16 protein-coding genes are annotated in these 16,387 nt (G+C 30.5%); all 16 read left to right on the top strand.

The features are described 5' to 3' along the window. Nucleotides 1-2 precede the first annotated feature (2 nt). Nucleotides 3-458, top strand: a complete 456-nt coding sequence (locus HZY83_RS02370) for an ACT domain-containing protein (protein WP_179942481.1) — start codon at nucleotides 3-5, stop codon at nucleotides 456-458. Between the two features lie 118 nt (nucleotides 459-576). Continuing rightward, a complete protein-coding gene (locus HZY83_RS02365; RefSeq protein WP_179942480.1) occupies nucleotides 577-1,302 on the top strand; it encodes a nitroreductase family protein in 726 nt (241 codons plus the stop codon). A gap of 226 nt (nucleotides 1,303-1,528) precedes the next feature. Beyond that, complete coding sequence (rpsD, locus tag HZY83_RS02360; protein WP_179942479.1) at nucleotides 1,529-2,131, top strand: 30S ribosomal protein S4; 603 nt, start codon at nucleotides 1,529-1,531, stop codon at nucleotides 2,129-2,131. A gap of 478 nt (nucleotides 2,132-2,609) precedes the next feature. Continuing rightward, nucleotides 2,610-4,241: a Na/Pi cotransporter family protein gene (locus HZY83_RS02355; RefSeq protein ID WP_179942478.1), complete on the top strand. Its 1,632-nt coding sequence runs from the start codon at nucleotides 2,610-2,612 to the stop codon at nucleotides 4,239-4,241. 309 nt (nucleotides 4,242-4,550) lie between these two features. Beyond that, nucleotides 4,551-4,727, top strand: coding sequence for a preprotein translocase subunit SecE (gene secE / locus HZY83_RS02350; protein ID WP_179942477.1), 177 nt, complete (start codon nucleotides 4,551-4,553; stop codon nucleotides 4,725-4,727). A gap of 29 nt (nucleotides 4,728-4,756) precedes the next feature. Then, nucleotides 4,757-5,305: a transcription termination/antitermination protein NusG gene (gene nusG, locus HZY83_RS02345; protein WP_179942476.1), complete on the top strand. Its 549-nt coding sequence runs from the start codon at nucleotides 4,757-4,759 to the stop codon at nucleotides 5,303-5,305. 47 nt (nucleotides 5,306-5,352) lie between these two features. Next, the gene (locus HZY83_RS02340) at nucleotides 5,353-6,210 is read left to right on the top strand and encodes a DegV family protein (RefSeq protein ID WP_179942475.1); all 858 of its coding nucleotides are present in this window, start codon (nucleotides 5,353-5,355) and stop codon (nucleotides 6,208-6,210) included. Between the two features lie 16 nt (nucleotides 6,211-6,226). Continuing rightward, nucleotides 6,227-6,610 carry a lactoylglutathione lyase gene (gene gloA, locus HZY83_RS02335; protein ID WP_179942474.1) on the top strand — a complete coding sequence of 128 codons (384 nt, stop codon included), beginning with the start codon at nucleotides 6,227-6,229 and terminating at the stop codon, nucleotides 6,608-6,610. Nucleotides 6,611-6,745: 135 nt separating this feature from the next. Next, entirely contained in the window at nucleotides 6,746-9,298 is a 2,553-nt protein-coding gene (gene secA / locus HZY83_RS02330; protein WP_179942473.1) for a preprotein translocase subunit SecA, read from the top strand. 96 nt (nucleotides 9,299-9,394) lie between these two features. After that, nucleotides 9,395-9,544 (top strand): 50S ribosomal protein L33, encoded by a 150-nt coding sequence (rpmG, locus tag HZY83_RS02325; protein WP_003145675.1) that lies wholly within the window; start codon nucleotides 9,395-9,397, stop codon nucleotides 9,542-9,544. Between the two features lie 442 nt (nucleotides 9,545-9,986). Further along, complete coding sequence (rpsL, locus tag HZY83_RS02320) at nucleotides 9,987-10,406, top strand: 30S ribosomal protein S12 (RefSeq protein WP_179942472.1); 420 nt, start codon at nucleotides 9,987-9,989, stop codon at nucleotides 10,404-10,406. A gap of 45 nt (nucleotides 10,407-10,451) precedes the next feature. After that, a complete protein-coding gene (gene rpsG / locus HZY83_RS02315) occupies nucleotides 10,452-10,922 on the top strand; it encodes a 30S ribosomal protein S7 (protein WP_179942471.1) in 471 nt (156 codons plus the stop codon). A 99-nt stretch (nucleotides 10,923-11,021) separates the two neighbouring features. Continuing rightward, nucleotides 11,022-13,097: an elongation factor G gene (fusA, locus tag HZY83_RS02310; RefSeq protein WP_179942470.1), complete on the top strand. Its 2,076-nt coding sequence runs from the start codon at nucleotides 11,022-11,024 to the stop codon at nucleotides 13,095-13,097. Nucleotides 13,098-13,216: 119 nt separating this feature from the next. Continuing rightward, on the top strand, nucleotides 13,217-14,407 hold the full coding sequence (gene tuf / locus HZY83_RS02305; RefSeq protein WP_179942469.1) for an elongation factor Tu: 1,191 nt from the start codon (nucleotides 13,217-13,219) through the stop codon (nucleotides 14,405-14,407). 119 nt (nucleotides 14,408-14,526) lie between these two features. Next, complete coding sequence (trpS, locus tag HZY83_RS02300; protein ID WP_179942468.1) at nucleotides 14,527-15,543, top strand: tryptophan--tRNA ligase; 1,017 nt, start codon at nucleotides 14,527-14,529, stop codon at nucleotides 15,541-15,543. A gap of 141 nt (nucleotides 15,544-15,684) precedes the next feature. Further along, nucleotides 15,685-16,194, top strand: a complete 510-nt coding sequence (locus HZY83_RS02295) for a rhodanese-like domain-containing protein (RefSeq protein WP_179942467.1) — start codon at nucleotides 15,685-15,687, stop codon at nucleotides 16,192-16,194. Nucleotides 16,195-16,387 lie beyond the last annotated feature (193 nt).

The raw sequence follows: 16,387 nt of genomic DNA, 5'->3' as shown, positions 1-16,387 counted from the left end.
TTATGAAATTTGATGATAAAAAATATTATATTATTAGGGAAGATGTTTTATCAGAAGCTATACAAAAAACTTTGAAAATAAAAAAAGTTTTAGAAGAAAATCCAGACTTATCTATACTAGAGGCTGCAAAGAAGTATGATTTAAGTAGAAGTGCATTTTATAAATATAAAGACACTATATTTCCTATTGAAGATTTCAAAAAGGATTCTGTTTTATCATTATCAATAAATGTAGATGATATACCAGGAATCTTAGGAGAAATATTATCTATTGTAAATGGAGAGAGATGTAGTGTAATAACTATTCATCAAACAGTACCTATAAATAATAGAGCAACAATTATATTTTCTTTAAATATTGATTTAGAAGTTACTACTATAGAAACTTTAAAAACAAAAATTGAAAATTTAAAATATGTAAACAAAGTTAAAGTAATAGGATTTAGTATAGAAAGATAATTGTAGGATATATAAATTTCATTAATTGGTCTGTATAAATTAATTTTAAAATTATTTTTAATTTAATAACTATTATTTATAATTAGATGCAACATCAATATTATAGGAGTATAAAATAATGAATGAAGTAATAAGTACTATAAAAGAACATAGATCTAATCGCAATTTTATAAAAGGGTATAAACTATCAAAATTAGAATTAGATACAATTTTAGATTGTGCAAAACAAGCACCTAGTTGGATGAATGGACAACACTACAATATAATAGTAGTAGATGACCAAACTATTAAAGATAGATTGTTTGAACTATCTATGAGGAATCCTCACATACAAACTAGTTCGGTTTTTCTTATATTTTGTATAGATTTAACTAGACATAGTTTAGCTAGTAAAAAACATAGTAAAAATTTTGATATAGAGGATAATGTTGATATATTGATTAATTCAACAACTGATGTATCACTTGCTATGCAAAATGCTGCTACAGTAGCAGAATCTTTAGGCTATGGAACTGTATTTTGTGGTGGTGTACGTGTAATAGCAGAGGAAATAATAGAAATGTTAAATATTCCTAAATATAGTTTCCCTATATGTGGACTTAGCATCGGTAAGTTGGATGAAGAACTAACTACTGAAAGAGTTAAACCAAGATTTAATGCTAAAGTTAATGTAGGCTATAATAGCTATCCTTCATCTACTTTAGAAGATATAGATGAGTATAATGAAACATTAGAGATTTTTGCAGAAGCCAGAGAGACTAAGTTATGGAGTCAAAAATTTGCTGATGTTTATGAGAAAAATAATTCTAAGACGAAAGAAATTTTAAAGAAACAAGGTTTTTAAATAAATCTATTGACTAAATAATAAAATAGTGTTAAGATATTAAACAGTGTAAAATATAATAGCAGTGAAATATTTGTTATTGCCTCTATGTTATACATTTTTTGATGTGGCAACTCGTAGTCTATGCTGCTAGACGAAGTTCCAATTTTTATAACATATACAACAGCGGATATTTGTGCTTTTTGTTTTACCAAAAAAACAAAAAGAAATTAAGGAGGAGCATAAAATGGCTCGTTTTACAGGTTCAACTTGGAAAAAATCACGTCGCTTAGGAATATCATTAAGCGGTACAGGTAAGGAGTTAGCAAGACGTCCTTACGCACCAGGACAACATGGTCCAAACCAAAGAAAAAAATTATCTGAATACGGATTACAATTACAAGAAAAACAAAAACTTCGTTACTTACACGGTATGAACGAAAAGCAATTCCGTAAATTATTTGATAAAGCAGGTAAATTACAAGGATTACATGGTACAAACTTTATGGCTTTATTAGCTACTCGTTTGGACTCAGTAGTTTACAGCTTAGGATTAGCTAGAACTAATCGTCAAGCTCGTCAATTAGTAAACCATGGACACGTATTGGTTGATGGTAAAAAAGTTGATATAGCTTCATATCAAGTAAAACCAGGTCAAGTAGTTTCAGTAAGAGAAAAATCTCGTAACCTAGAAATTATAAAAGAAGCAGTAGAAATAACTAACTTTGTACCTGAATACTTAACTTTTGATGCAGATAAATTAGAAGGATCATTAGTAAGAGTTCCAGAGAGAAGTGAATTAAATCAAGAAATAAATGAACAATTAATAGTTGAGTACTACTCACGTTAATAATTAAAGCCCCTTGAACATATGTTTAAGGGGTATTTTTTGTCATAAAGTATCACAGTATATACCGTATAAATTAATTATTATATTACCATTTACTATCTTGTAAGAAGTATCGATATGTTTTGTTATTGTTTGCATTTGTTGAGGTGTAATAATCAACCTATGTTTTGTTGTTTTAAATTATTAAATATTTAAAATAAATCTCTATTATAAATATTAAAACTTTTTTAATTAGCTATTAAAAAATTGAATATTTAGTTTGAAATATATTGAAATTTTAATTATTAATATCAACATATTTATTTTTATCATTTTGGAACCATTCACAAAAAATAAATTTTAAATATATTAATTTATTTCTAAAATAATAGTATAATTAATTATAATGTAGTTGTATTTATAAAATATATTTGTTATAATTTAAGGGTATTTGTGGTAATTCTACAAATACTTATACATATTTTAGGAGGAAAAGGTCATGTCAGAGATATGGCAAAATATTTTATTTACTTTTTTTGGAGGATTAGGTCTTTTTCTATTTAGTATTAAATATATGGGAGACGGTCTTCAATTAATAGCAGGGGATAAGATGAGAAATGTACTTGATAGGTACACGTCTACACCGCTTAGAGCTGTTTTGGTAGGTATTTTTGTTACAGTACTTATACAGTCTAGTTCAGGTTCAACAGTTATAACTGTAAGTTTAGTGGCTGCAGGATTATTAAACTTAAAACAAGCTATAGGTATAGTTATGGGAGCTAACATAGGTACAACTGTAACATCATTTATAATAGGATTTAACTTATCTGCTTATGCTTTACCAGTAATATTTATAGGGGCAGCGTGTTTATTTTTTACTAAGCGAAAAAATGTTAATAATATAGGACGAGTTCTTTTCGGTGTAGGAGGTATATTTTATTCATTAAAACTTATGTCTTCTGCTATGGGACCAATGAAAGAGATGGATTGGTTTATGGCTGCATTAGGACATTTATCTGATAGCCCGATAGTAGGTGTTACTGTAGGGACGGTGTTAACTATGTTAATTCAATCATCAGCAGCTACTATAGCTATTTTACAAAATTTATATGCTGATGGAGCAGTTGATTTATCAGCAGCATTACCGGTATTATTTGGAGATAATATAGGAACAACTATTACAGCAGTTTTAGCAGTTTTAGGATCAACAATTGCTGCTAGACGTGTGGCTGCAGCACACGTATTGTTTAATGTTATAGGGACAATTATATGTCTTATTGCTTTATATCCGTATACTATGTTCATTCAATATATAGAAAATTCTCTAGGTTTAGATCCTAAAATGACTATAGCATTTGCTCATGGTACTTTTAATGTGTTGAACACATTATTACAGTTCCCATTCATTTGGTTACTAGCGGTTATAGTTACTAAAATTATTCCAGGTGAGGATGAAGTTATTAAGTATAGAACTCAACATTTAGAAACATCTTTAATAACTAGCGCTCCTGCTATAGCTTTAGGGCAAGTAAAAAAAGAATTTATAAGTATGTTAGAATTATCACAAAAGAGTGTTAATAATGCTGTTAATTATTTTTTAACAAAAGAAGAAAAACTTTTCAATAAGGGTATTACTATAGAAGAAGCAATAAATTCTATAGATGAAGAGATGACTAATTACTTATCTTTATTATTTAGAGAGAAATTAAGTGAAAAAGAAGGTATAGAGGCTTCTGGATTGTTAGATGGAACACGTGATATTGAACGTATAGGAGATCATTCAAGAGATATCATAACTTCTATAAAATACCAGATTGATAAGGGTATTAAATTTTCTGATGATGCAGTAAAAGAAGTTAAAGAAATGCACGAACAATCTGTAAAAATGATAGATTTAACAATTAAGAGTTTAGAAGAAGATGATAATGTTATTGCAGGAGAAGCCTTAGCTATCTGCAATAAAATGTATGCTTTAGAAAAGAATGCAAGAAAGAACCATACAAATAGAATGAGAGAAGGTTCTTGCGGAATTTCAGGAGGAGTGGTATACATAGATTTAATTACTCACTTCACTCGTATTTGTGAACATGTTAGAAATATTCTAGAGAAAAAATTAACGGGTACAATTTAATTTTATTCTATGAAAAACTATAAATTTTATACTATAATAATTATTTTAATTTTATTTTTTGGGATATTAATTTACAGATTGTACAGTTTACAAGTTTCTTAAGAAAAAAGGATCGGTACAAAAAATTGTATCGGTCTTTTTAATTTATGTATAAAAAAGTATCTAAATAAACTTATATATCAGTAAAATAAAGGGTTTATTGTTATAAATATATTAATCTACACAGTTAATACCTTGATATTTGTGTAGTAATAGTGTATAATTTAGTATATTTGAATAAAAATATATTTATGGAGGAATTATTCTTTAATGATTAAATTTTTAAAGGGTGTTGTATCTGAAATGAGAAAAGTAAGCTGGCCTACAGGGTTAGAGTTACTGAAAAAAACAGCTATAGTTATTTTTGCTGTAGGTGTTTTGATGGCATTTACTTATTTAGTTGATTTAGGTATAACAGCGTTATTAAGGTATATTAAGATTTATTAATAAAATAACTAGTAAGGTGATAAAAATTAATGGAAAATACAGTGAATAAAGAATGGTATGTTATACATACTTATTCTGGTTATGAAAATAAAGTAAAAGATAATTTAGAAAAAAGAGTAGAAACCCTAAATATGGAAGATAAGATATTTAGGATAGTAGTACCTGAGGAAAAAGAAGTTATAGTAACACCTACAGGAAAGAAAAAAGAGGTTACGAGAAAAACTTTCCCGGGGTATGTATTAGTAGAGTTAGTTATGACTGATGACTCTTGGTTTATTGTTAGAAATACTCCTGGTGTTACGGGATTTGTAGGATCTCATGGGTCGGGGAGTAAGCCGAGTCCTTTATTACCAGAAGAAATTAATTTTATTCTAAAAGAAATGGGATTAGCAAGTGTTACAGAAGTTGATATTAGCATAGGTGATTATGTAAATGTTATTTCTGGGCCTTTCGTTGGTATGGAAGGAAAAGTATCAGATATTGATTTAGCTAATTACAAAGTTGATGTTATGATTGAACTTATGGGACGTGAAACAAAAGTTGAATTAGAACTGTATCATGTAGAGAAGTTTAATTAAACTTAAGAAAGGAAAAGCTGTTAATTATTTAATAGTAGGTTGATTTAGTGGAAAAAATAGCAGTATTAGTTGATTCTACCTCTTATATGAGTGAAGAGTTAAAAGAAAATGAGAATTTAAAGATTGTATATTTAAGTGCTACTATTAATAATTCGACTAGAAAAGAGTTAATAGATATTACTTCGAACGAATATAAAGAGTATTTAACAGACGATAATAATACATTTCCTACAACCTCACAACCTTCTATAGGAGAGGTAGTAGCTACTTTAGAAAATTTGAAAGAAGAAGGTTATACTGATGTGATAGCTATATCTTTATCTAGTGGGATAAGTGGTACGTTCTCATCTTATTCTGTTGCATCATTAATGGTTCCAGATATTAATGTTCATTCTTTTGATTCTGAAGTATCTTGTCAAGCGGAAACTTTTTATGTTATAAAAGCACTTGAATTAATAAATCAAGGAAAATCTCCAGATGAGATTATTGAATCTTTAAACGATATGAAAAAATATTCTAAGGCTTATTTTGTAGTTGATGATTTGACTCATTTGCATCGTGGTGGAAGATTAAATGGTGCACAAGCTCTGATAGGTAATTTGTTACAAGTTAAGCCTATACTACATTTCGAAGACAAAATAATAGTCCCATATCAAAAAATACGTACTTATAAAAAAGCTATTGCACGAATATTAGAATTATTCGATGAATTTTATGTTGAAAACAAAGGGAAAAATATTCATGTTTGTGTTATTCATGTAGAGGCAGAAGACAGAGCAGAAGAGCTTAAAGAATATTTAGAAAGTAATTATAATGATATAAATGTAGATGTAGGAGTTATTGGGCCTGTAATAGCTACACATTTAGGATTAGGATCAGTAGCTATTGGATGGACTATCTTATAAAAAGGAGACATATACTATGAAACAACAAATGGTACACACTTGCTATAGAGTTAAAGATTTAGAAGAATCTATTAAGTTTTATACGGAAGCTTTTGATTTTACTGTGAGTAGAAAAAGAGATTTTCCAGAGTATAAGTTCACATTAGTATATTTAACACTACCTAATGATAGCTATGAACTAGAGTTGACTTATAACTACGATCATGGTGAATATGATTTAGGAAATGGATATGGTCATATTGCTATAGCAGTAGAAAATTTGGAAGAGTTACATAAAAAACACGTAGAATTAGGATATAACGTTACAGACTTAAAAGGATTACCAGGAAGTAAGCCTGGCTACTACTTTATAACTGATCCAGACGGATACAAAGTTGAGGTAATAAGATTTAAATATTAAATTAAAGAGTTTGGAGATTTTCTCTAAACTCTTTTAGTAATAAATTTTCAAGATTTGATAAATATATATTTTGATGATATAATTGTAATATTATGACAAAATTATATTAGGTAATTAAATGAGAGGAAAACTAATATGGGTTTATTTGGTAAAATTTTTGATGCGAACAGACGAGAATTAAAAAGTCTATCAAAAATAGCTGATAAAATTATTGCAAAAGAAGAAGAATATGCTCTATTAACAGAAGAGCAATTAAAAAATAAAACAGTAGAATTTAAAAATTATATTTTAGAACAAAAAGAAAAAGGCAGATCTAAAGAAGATATTTTAAATGATATTTTAATAGATGCTATGGCTGCTGCAAGAGAAGGTTCTAGTAGATCACTGGGAATGAAGCCTTATAAAGTTCAAATTATGGGTGGACTTGCTCTTCATAGGGGAGATATTGCAGAGATGCGTACAGGAGAAGGTAAGACGTTAACTGCTACTATGCCTGTATATTTAAATGCATTATATGGAGAAGGTGTACATGTTATTACGGTAAATGAATATTTGTCTCAACGTGATAAAGAAGAGATGGGTGTTTTTTATGAATATATGGGATTAACAGTAGGGTTAAATTTAAACTCTCTTACTCCAGAAGAGAAACGTGAAGTTTATAAATGTGATATAACTTATTCGACTAATAATGAGTTAGGTTTTGACTACTTGCGTGATAATATGGTTCGTACTGTTGAATCAAGAGTACAAAGACCACTTAGTTATGCAGTAATAGATGAGGTAGACTCTGTACTTATTGATGAAGCTAGAACACCGCTTATTATTTCTGGAGAAGGTCAAGAATCTACTTCTTTATACCAAGTAGCTAATGCTTTTGTAAAAACTCTACATCGTGCAGAAGAAGAGGATGGTAGTGACGGAGATTATACTCTAGATGTGAAAACTAAAAATATTCAATTGTCTGAGCATGGTATAGATAAAGCAGAGAGTTATTTTGGATTGAACAATTTATATGATTTGAAAAATGTAGAATTAACTCATCATATTAATCAAGCATTAAAAGCAAATTATACTATGAAGCTAGATGTTGATTATGTTGTAGAAGAAGGTGAAATATTAATAGTTGATCAATTTACTGGACGTACAATGCCAGGACGTAGATTCTCTGAAGGATTACACCAAGCTATAGAAGCTAAAGAAGGAGTAACTGTCCAAAGAGAAAGTAAGACGATGGCTACAATTACCTTCCAAAATTATTTTAGAATGTATAAAAAACTTAGTGGTATGACTGGTACAGCCAAGACAGAGGAAGAAGAATTTAGAAATATTTACAATATGTATGTTACTACTATACCAACTAATAAACCGATAATGCGTATCGATGCACCAGATTTGATATATGGAAGTATGGAGTCGAAGTATCGTGCTATGGTAGAAGAAGTTAGAGAAAGATATTTAAAAGGACAACCAGTCCTTTTAGGTACAGTAGCAATAGAAACTAGTGAATTAATATCAAAATTATTGTATAGAGCAGGTGTGCCTCATAAAGTACTTAATGCTAAGCAAAATGAAAGTGAAGCTGAAATTATAAAACAAGCTGGACAGTTAGGTTCTGTTACAATTGCAACTAATATGGCAGGACGTGGAACAGATATTAAATTAGGCGAAGGTGTTAGAGAACTAGGAGGCTTAGCTGTTATCGGTACAGAAAGACATGAATCAAGACGTATTGATAATCAGTTAAGAGGACGTTCTGGACGTCAAGGAGATCCAGGATATTCTAGATTTTACTTATCATTAGAAGATGAGCTTATGGTTAGATTTGGTGCAGATAGACTTAAAGGATTGATGGATGCAAATGATGACTCACCATTTGAAAGTAGAATGGTTAGTCGTTCTGTAGAAAGTGCACAGAAACGAGTTGAAGGAAATAATTTTGATTCTCGAAAACAAGTTTTACAATATGATGATGTCCTTAGGAAACAAAGAGAAATCATGTATGGTGAGCGAAATCAAGTCCTAGAAAGTGAATATGTATCAGATATAGTAAATGATATGATAAATAGTGCTATTACAAAAACAGTAGAATATTCGTTTAATAACATTTATAGTGATGAAGAAGTAGATGTTAGAGATGTTGTAAAAACTTTAAACGAAAAATATTTGACTAATAATAAAATTTTAGTAGGAAATTATTCTGATGATGCTGATGCAGAAGAAATAATACAAATAGCGTTGAAAAATGCAGAAGAAGAATTGGCTGAAAAACGTGAACAACTTACTGATGAAAATATGAACAATTTTGAGAAATATATTTTATTAAATTCTATTGATAAACATTGGACTGACCATATTGATCAAATGGATCAACTAAGAAAAGGAATATTTTTACGTTCATATGGACAAATTGATCCTTTACGAGAATATAAAAATGAAGGTCATATAATGTTTGAAAATATGATTGATGAGATAGAAGATAGTGTAGCAGAAGGACTATTAAAACTTAAAGTTGAAAAACAAGCGGAAATAGAAATAAAAGAAGAAGAAAAAGTTTTAATAACTAATGACAGTAAAGAACACGTTGCAAGAGGACCAATTAAGAGTAGTTCACGTCAAGAAAAGAAAGAACGAAAAGAAAAAAGATTAAATAAAATTAAAGAGTTAAAAAATAGAAAAAAACAATTATAAAATTTTAACAAAATACTAGCTTTTTAAAATAAAAGATGATATAATATTCAACGTTGTATGAAAAAGTTGTAAGATATTAAATAGGAGGTTATATCAATGCGCGTAAATGTAACATTAGCTTGTACAGAATGTGGTGATAGAAACTACATTACTAAAAAGAATAAAAGAAATAATCCAGACCGTATTGAATTAAAAAAATACTGTCCAAGATTAAAAAAAGTAACTCTTCACAGAGAAACTAAATAAAAAATGAAAATATAACTTGCCGAATATTCGGTAAGTTATATTTTTATTTAATAAAAAATATGTATTAATAGTAATAAAAGTAATTTTATTGTGTGAAAATATTATTTATTTGAATAATAGGTTAATAATTATAAATTAATGTATAATATTTATTTATAAATAAGTTTGATAAATACTTACTAAAATAGGTATTGAAATTTATTATAAATGAACCACCTGGATAAGTGTAATTATTATATTAGGAATTATTGAATATTTTTTGAAAAAAGTGTTGACAAAGTTTTTATAAAATGATATTATATTTTTTGTGAGTATTTCTGTACTCTCTAAAATTAAGCATTTAGCTTTTTAATTTTTTATTCAAAAATGATCCACCCGGATTTGTGGGTCAATAAAATAGAAATTTATATTAATAAAAATTAAGGAAGGAGGAATTCAAGGAATGCCTACTATTAATCAATTAGTTCGTAAACCTCGTAAATCAAAATTAGCAAAATCAGATTCACCAGCACTTAATAAAGGTTATAACTCTCAAAAAAAGAAAGAAACTAATATTTCTTCTCCACAAAAAAGAGGAGTTTGTACTCGTGTTGGGACAATGACGCCGAAAAAACCTAACTCAGCTTTACGTAAATATGCCCGTGTACGTTTATCAAATCAAATAGAAGTTACAGCATATATCCCAGGTATTGGACACAACTTACAAGAACACAGTGTTGTACTTATTCGTGGTGGACGTGTTAAAGACTTACCAGGGGTACGTTACCACATAATCCGTGGAGCGTTAGATACTGCTGGAGTTAACAACCGTATGCAAGGTCGTTCTCTATACGGAGCTAAAAAACCTAAAGAGAAAAAATAATAACAGAAAATTAATTTGATAAAATATACGAAAGGAGGCAACATAATGCCACGTAAAGGTCCAGTTGCAAAACGTGATGTTTTGCCAGATCCAATTTATAACTCAAAATTAGTTACAAAATTGATTAACAAAATAATGATAGATGGAAAACGCGGTACTGCACAAAGAATTTTATATTCTGCGTTTGATATAGTAAAAGAAAAATCAGGTCGTGATGCTATTGAAGTGTTCGATGAAGCATTAAATAACATTATGCCAGTTCTTGAAGTACGTGCTCGTCGTGTTGGTGGTTCTAACTACCAAGTACCTGTAGAAGTTCGTGCAGAAAGAAGAATTACATTAGGATTACGTTGGTTAGTTAACTATGCTCGTTTAAGAGGAGAGAAAACTATGGAGCAACGTCTAGCTAATGAAATTTTAGATGCAGCTAACAATTCAGGATCAGCTGTTAAAAAACGTGAAGATACTCACAAAATGGCTGAAGCAAATAAAGCATTTGCTCACTACCGTTGGTAATCAAAAATGTGATATATCAAGCTATATATTAGCTTGACTTTTTCACTATATAAACAAAATAAATTTAATTATATAAAATTGAAAGGAGAAAAGTGACTCATGACTAGAGCGTTTTCTTTAAAAGATACTCGTAATATCGGTATTATGGCTCACATTGATGCTGGGAAAACTACTACGACTGAACGTGTTCTATTTTACACTGGTAAAATTCATAAAATAGGAGAAACACATGAAGGTGCTTCTCAAATGGACTGGATGGAACAAGAGCAAGAGCGTGGTATAACAATCACATCAGCAGCAACAACTGCAGAGTGGAATAATCACCGTATTAATATTATCGATACTCCAGGACACGTAGACTTCACTGTTGAAGTTGAACGTTCATTGCGTGTACTTGACGGTGCAGTAGCTGTTCTTGATGCACAATCAGGAGTTGAGCCACAAACTGAAACAGTTTGGCGTCAAGCAACAACTTATGGAGTTCCTCGTATAGTATTTATCAACAAAATGGATAAAACAGGAGCAGATTTCTTCTATTCAGTAGGAACAATACATGATCGTTTACAAGCAAATGCTCATCCAATTCAAATACCTATTGGTTCTGAAGACAACTTTGAGGCTGTAATTGACTTATTAGAAATGAAAGCTATTTATAACGAAGGTCAAAAAGGTGAGACTATTCGTATAGCTGACATTCCAGCTGAATATCAAGATAAAGCAGAAGAATATCGTGAAAAATTAATTGAAGCAGTTGCTGAAACTGATGAAGAATTAATGGAAAAATATCTTGGTGGAGAAGAATTAACTATTGATGAAATTAAAGCGGCTATTCGTCGTGCTACATGTAATGTAGAATTTTATCCAGTAGTTTGTGGTTCTGCGTTTAAAGATAAAGGTGTTCAAGCAATGCTAGATGCAGTAGTTGATTACCTTCCATCTCCATTAGACGTACCAGCAATTAAAGGTATTGATCCAGATACAGATGAAGAAGTTGAAAAACATGCATCTGATGAAGAACCATTTGCAGCACTTGCTTTCAAAGTAATGACTGACCCTTATGTAGGGAAATTAACATTCTTCCGTGTTTATTCAGGTGTACTATCATCAGGATCTTATGTTAAAAACTCAACAAAAGGTAAACGTGAACGTGTAGGACGTATTTTGCAAATGCACGCTAACTCACGTAACGAAATTTCAGAAGTTTATGCTGGAGATATTGCAGCAGCAGTTGGTCTAAAAGATACAACTACTGGAGATACTTTATGTGATGAAAAGAACGAAGTTATCTTAGAATCTATGGAGTTCCCAGAACCAGTTATCCAACTTTCTGTTGAACCAAAATCTAAAGCTGACCAAGATAAAATGACTACAGCTCTACAAAAATTACAAGAAGAAGATCCAACATTCCGTGCAGGAACTGATGAGGAAACTGGTCAAGTTATTATAGCAGGTATGGGAGAGCTTCACTTAGATATTATTGTAGACCGTATGCGTCGTGAATTTAAAGTTGAATGTACAGTAGGGGCACCAATGGTATCTTATCGTGAAACATTCAAAACAGCAGCTCAAGTTCAAGGTAAGTTCACTCGTCAATCAGGAGGACGTGGACAATATGGAGATGTTTGGATTGAGTTTACTCCAAACGAACCAGGAGCAGGATTTGAATTTGAAAATGCAATTGTCGGAGGGGTTGTACCTCGTGAATATATCCCAGCAGTAGAAGCAGGACTTAAAGATTCTATGGCTAATGGGGTATTGGCTGGATATGAATTAATAGACGTTAAAGCTAAATTATTCGATGGTTCATACCACGATGTCGATTCATCTGAAATGGCATTTAAAGTTGCAGCTTCTTTAGCTCTTAGAGAAGCAGCTAAAAAATGTAACCCTGTAATCTTAGAACCTATTATGAAGGTAGAAGTAGTAATGCCTGAAGAATATCTAGGAGATATTATGGGAGATATTACTTCACGTCGTGGGCGTGTAGAAGGAATGGAAGCACGTGGTAATGCACAAGTAGTTAGTGCACAAGTACCACTATCTGAAATGTTTGGATATGCTACATCATTACGTTCTGCAACACAAGGACGTGGAACTTACTCAATGGTATTTGATCACTATGAAGAAGTACCAAAATCAATTTCAGAAGAAATTATCAAAAAAAATAAAGGATAATTAATAAATTTATTCTTTATAGTTGCAATTTATGCATTAAAATTATAAAATATAGTTATCATAGATGTACTCTATGTAACTTGTAAAAAATCTATTTATTTCAAGGAGAACATTAAATAATGGCAAAAGAAAAATTTGACCGCAGTAAAACACATGCCAACATTGGTACAATAGGTCACGTTGACCACGGAAAAACTACTTTAACTGCAGCAATTGCTACAGTTTTAGCAAAACGTTCTGGTAAAGGAGAAGCTAAATCATACGATGCTATCGATAACGCACCAGAAGAAAGAGAACGTGGTATTACAATTAATACTTCTCACATCGAGTACGAAACAGAATCTCGTCACTATGCACACGTAGACTGTCCAGGACACGCTGACTACGTTAAAAATATGATCACTGGAGCAGCTCAAATGGACGGAGCTATCTTAGTTATAGCTGCTACAGACGGACCAATGGCTCAAACTCGTGAGCACATCTTACTTTCTCGTAACGTTGGAGTACCAAAAATCGTTGTATTCTTAAACAAATGTGATATGGTAGATGACGAAGAGTTATTAGAATTAGTAGAAATGGAAGTACGTGAATTACTTTCTGAGTATGGATTCGATGGAGACGATGTACCAGTAATCCACGGTTCAGCTCTTAAAGCTCTTGAAGGTGAAGAAGCTTGGGAAGATAAAGTTGTTGAGTTAATGAACGTAGTTGACGAATATATTCCAACTCCAGAAAGAGATAACGCTAAACCATTCATGATGCCAGTAGAGGACGTATTCTCAATCACTGGACGTGGTACTGTTGCAACAGGACGTGTTGAGCGTGGACAAGTTAAAGTTGGAGATGTAGTAGAAATCGTTGGATTAACTGAAGAACCAGCTTCAACTACAGTAACAGGAGTAGAAATGTTCCGTAAATTATTAGACTACGCTGAAGCAGGAGATAACATCGGTGCTTTATTACGTGGTGTTGCTCGTGAAGATATTGAACGTGGACAAGTTTTAGCAGCTCCTAAAACAATCACTCCACATACTCAATTCGTAGCAGATGTGTATGTATTATCAAAAGAAGAAGGTGGACGTCATACTCCATTCTTCACAAACTATCGTCCACAATTCTACTTCCGTACAACTGACGTAACAGGAGTAGTTACATTACCAGAAGGAACTGAAATGGTAATGCCTGGAGATAATGTATCAATCAACGTTGAACTTATTTCACCAATAGCTATCGAATCAGGAACTCGTTTCTCAATTCGTGAAGGTGGACGTACAGTAGGTTCAGGTGTTGTTACTGAAATCATCAAATAATTAGTGATTACAAGATAAAAGGCTAGAGATTGTCTCTAGTCTTTTTTGATTGTGTTGATATTGCAAATATTATTACAATATTGTATAATTTACATAACTATACACTAAGGAGTTAATTAATGAGTAAAAAGATTATTTTGACAGGAGATAGACCAACAGGAAAACTGCACTTAGGGCATTACGTAGGTTCTTTAAAAAATAGAATAAAGTTACAAAATGAAGAAAATACCAAAATGTTTGTTATGATAGCAGATCAACAAGCATTAACTGATAATGCAGATAATCCTAAAAAAATTATTGAAAGTGTCACAGAGGTAGCGTTAGATTATCTAGCTATAGGATTAAATCCTGCAAAAACAACAATTTTCATTCAATCACAAATACCACAGTTAGCTGAGCTTACTATGTATTATATGAATTTAGTTAGTTTGGCTAGACTACAACGTAATCCTACCGTAAAACAAGAATTAATTAGTAAAAATTTTGGTGAAAGTATTCCAGCAGGATTTTTAGCTTATCCTATAAGTCAAGCAGCAGATATTACAGCATTCGAAGCAACTCATGTACCTGTTGGAGAAGATCAAAAACCTATGTTAGAGCAAACTAGAGAAATTGTTCGTGATTTTAATAGAATTTATCAAAAAGAAGTACTAACATTACCAGAAATTGTTTTACCAGAAAAAAATCAAGGAAGACTAATTGGTATTGATGGAAATGGAAAAATGAGCAAATCTCTAAATAATGGGATATATTTATCTGATTCTCCTGATGAAATAAAAGCAAAAATTATGAAGATGTATACAGATCCAAATCATATTAGAGTCGAAGATCCTGGTCAAGTTAAGGGGAATGTGGTATTTACGTATCTAGATATATTTGATCCTAATAAAGAGGAAGTAGCAGAATTAAAAGCTCAATATGAAAGAGGCGGTTTAGGAGACGTAAAATTAAAATTAAGATTAAACGAAATAATGCAAGAATTATTACGCCCAATAAGAGAACGAAGAGAAGAATTTGCTAAAGATAAAGAAGAAGTTTACAGAATCCTTAAATTAGGAAGTGATAATGCTAAAGAAGTAGCTGCTAAAACTTTAGATGAAGTTAAAGATGCAATGGGAATTAATTATTTTAAATAAATTTATTAAAGACTTAATGATATATTAAGTCTTTTAATTTTTATAAAATATAACTAAGAAATCATATTTAAGAAAACGTTTGACTAATAGTTTTTAAAATATTATAATTAATATAGGGAGATTGTAGGATAGGAGATAAAAATGAAAAAGTTAAAAAAATTATTATTAATTACTACTGTAGGATTATTAATATTAACATTATCAGCTTGTTCTAAAGGAGTAGGAACATCTAAAGATGGAAATGAGCAAAAAATTGAAAAAGCAGCAATGAATTTAGTGACTGCTGTTGATAAAAATAAATACAAACTTATTAGTACAGAAGAGTTAAAAAAATGGATTGACAATAAAGAAGATATGATACTTGTAGATACTATGCCAGCTGATGCTTATGCAAAACAAAAAATACCTGGAGCTATAAATGCTACATTGCCAACAAAAATGGATGATGTAACTACTGAACAAAAAGAGGCATTTTTAAAAATATTGGGAGATAATAAAAACAAAAAAATAGTTGTTTATTGTGGTTTTGTAGCTTGTGAGAGAAGTGATGTTGCTGCAACTATAGCTAAAGAAGCAGGATTTACAGAAGTTTATCGTCAACCAGGAGGAATTGTATCTTGGATTGATGCGGGATATGAATTAGCTAAATAAGTTTATTTTAAAATTTTATATATTAATATGTAGACTCGGTAAAAATAGAAATTTTATTTGCCGAGTTTACATTATATCTTTTTTATAATATAATTATTATTGAATATATAAAAATTATTTTACAAATTATGCAACAATATTGAATATGTTTTATTTTTATAATATAATTACTTAGTAATGAATTATATTGTAT

The organism is Gemella sp. GH3 (assembly GCF_013415425.1).
Taxonomy (GTDB): domain Bacteria; phylum Bacillota; class Bacilli; order Staphylococcales; family Gemellaceae; genus Gemelliphila.
Note: the sequence above shows the minus strand (reverse complement) of the source record. Positions and strands in the feature narration are given on the sequence as shown.

Excerpts from the sequence above, each read along its gene's own strand:
- HZY83_RS02370 (WP_179942481.1), top strand. The coding sequence starts at position 3 with ATGAAATTTGATGATAAAAAATATTATATTATTAGGGAAGATGTTTTA.
- rpsL (WP_179942472.1), top strand. The coding sequence starts at position 9,987 with ATGCCTACTATTAATCAATTAGTTCGTAAACCTCGTAAATCAAAATTA.
- nusG (WP_179942476.1), top strand. The coding sequence starts at position 4,757 with ATGGAAAATACAGTGAATAAAGAATGGTATGTTATACATACTTATTCT.
- HZY83_RS02365 (WP_179942480.1), top strand. The coding sequence starts at position 577 with ATGAATGAAGTAATAAGTACTATAAAAGAACATAGATCTAATCGCAAT.
- HZY83_RS02295 (WP_179942467.1), top strand. The coding sequence starts at position 15,685 with ATGAAAAAGTTAAAAAAATTATTATTAATTACTACTGTAGGATTATTA.
- gloA (WP_179942474.1), top strand. The coding sequence starts at position 6,227 with ATGAAACAACAAATGGTACACACTTGCTATAGAGTTAAAGATTTAGAA.
- fusA (WP_179942470.1), top strand. The coding sequence starts at position 11,022 with ATGACTAGAGCGTTTTCTTTAAAAGATACTCGTAATATCGGTATTATG.
- HZY83_RS02355 (WP_179942478.1), top strand. The coding sequence starts at position 2,610 with ATGTCAGAGATATGGCAAAATATTTTATTTACTTTTTTTGGAGGATTA.
- rpsG (WP_179942471.1), top strand. The coding sequence starts at position 10,452 with ATGCCACGTAAAGGTCCAGTTGCAAAACGTGATGTTTTGCCAGATCCA.
- trpS (WP_179942468.1), top strand. The coding sequence starts at position 14,527 with ATGAGTAAAAAGATTATTTTGACAGGAGATAGACCAACAGGAAAACTG.
- secA (WP_179942473.1), top strand. The coding sequence starts at position 6,746 with ATGGGTTTATTTGGTAAAATTTTTGATGCGAACAGACGAGAATTAAAA.
- secE (WP_179942477.1), top strand. The coding sequence starts at position 4,551 with ATGATTAAATTTTTAAAGGGTGTTGTATCTGAAATGAGAAAAGTAAGC.
- rpmG (WP_003145675.1), top strand. The coding sequence starts at position 9,395 with ATGCGCGTAAATGTAACATTAGCTTGTACAGAATGTGGTGATAGAAAC.
- tuf (WP_179942469.1), top strand. The coding sequence starts at position 13,217 with ATGGCAAAAGAAAAATTTGACCGCAGTAAAACACATGCCAACATTGGT.
- rpsD (WP_179942479.1), top strand. The coding sequence starts at position 1,529 with ATGGCTCGTTTTACAGGTTCAACTTGGAAAAAATCACGTCGCTTAGGA.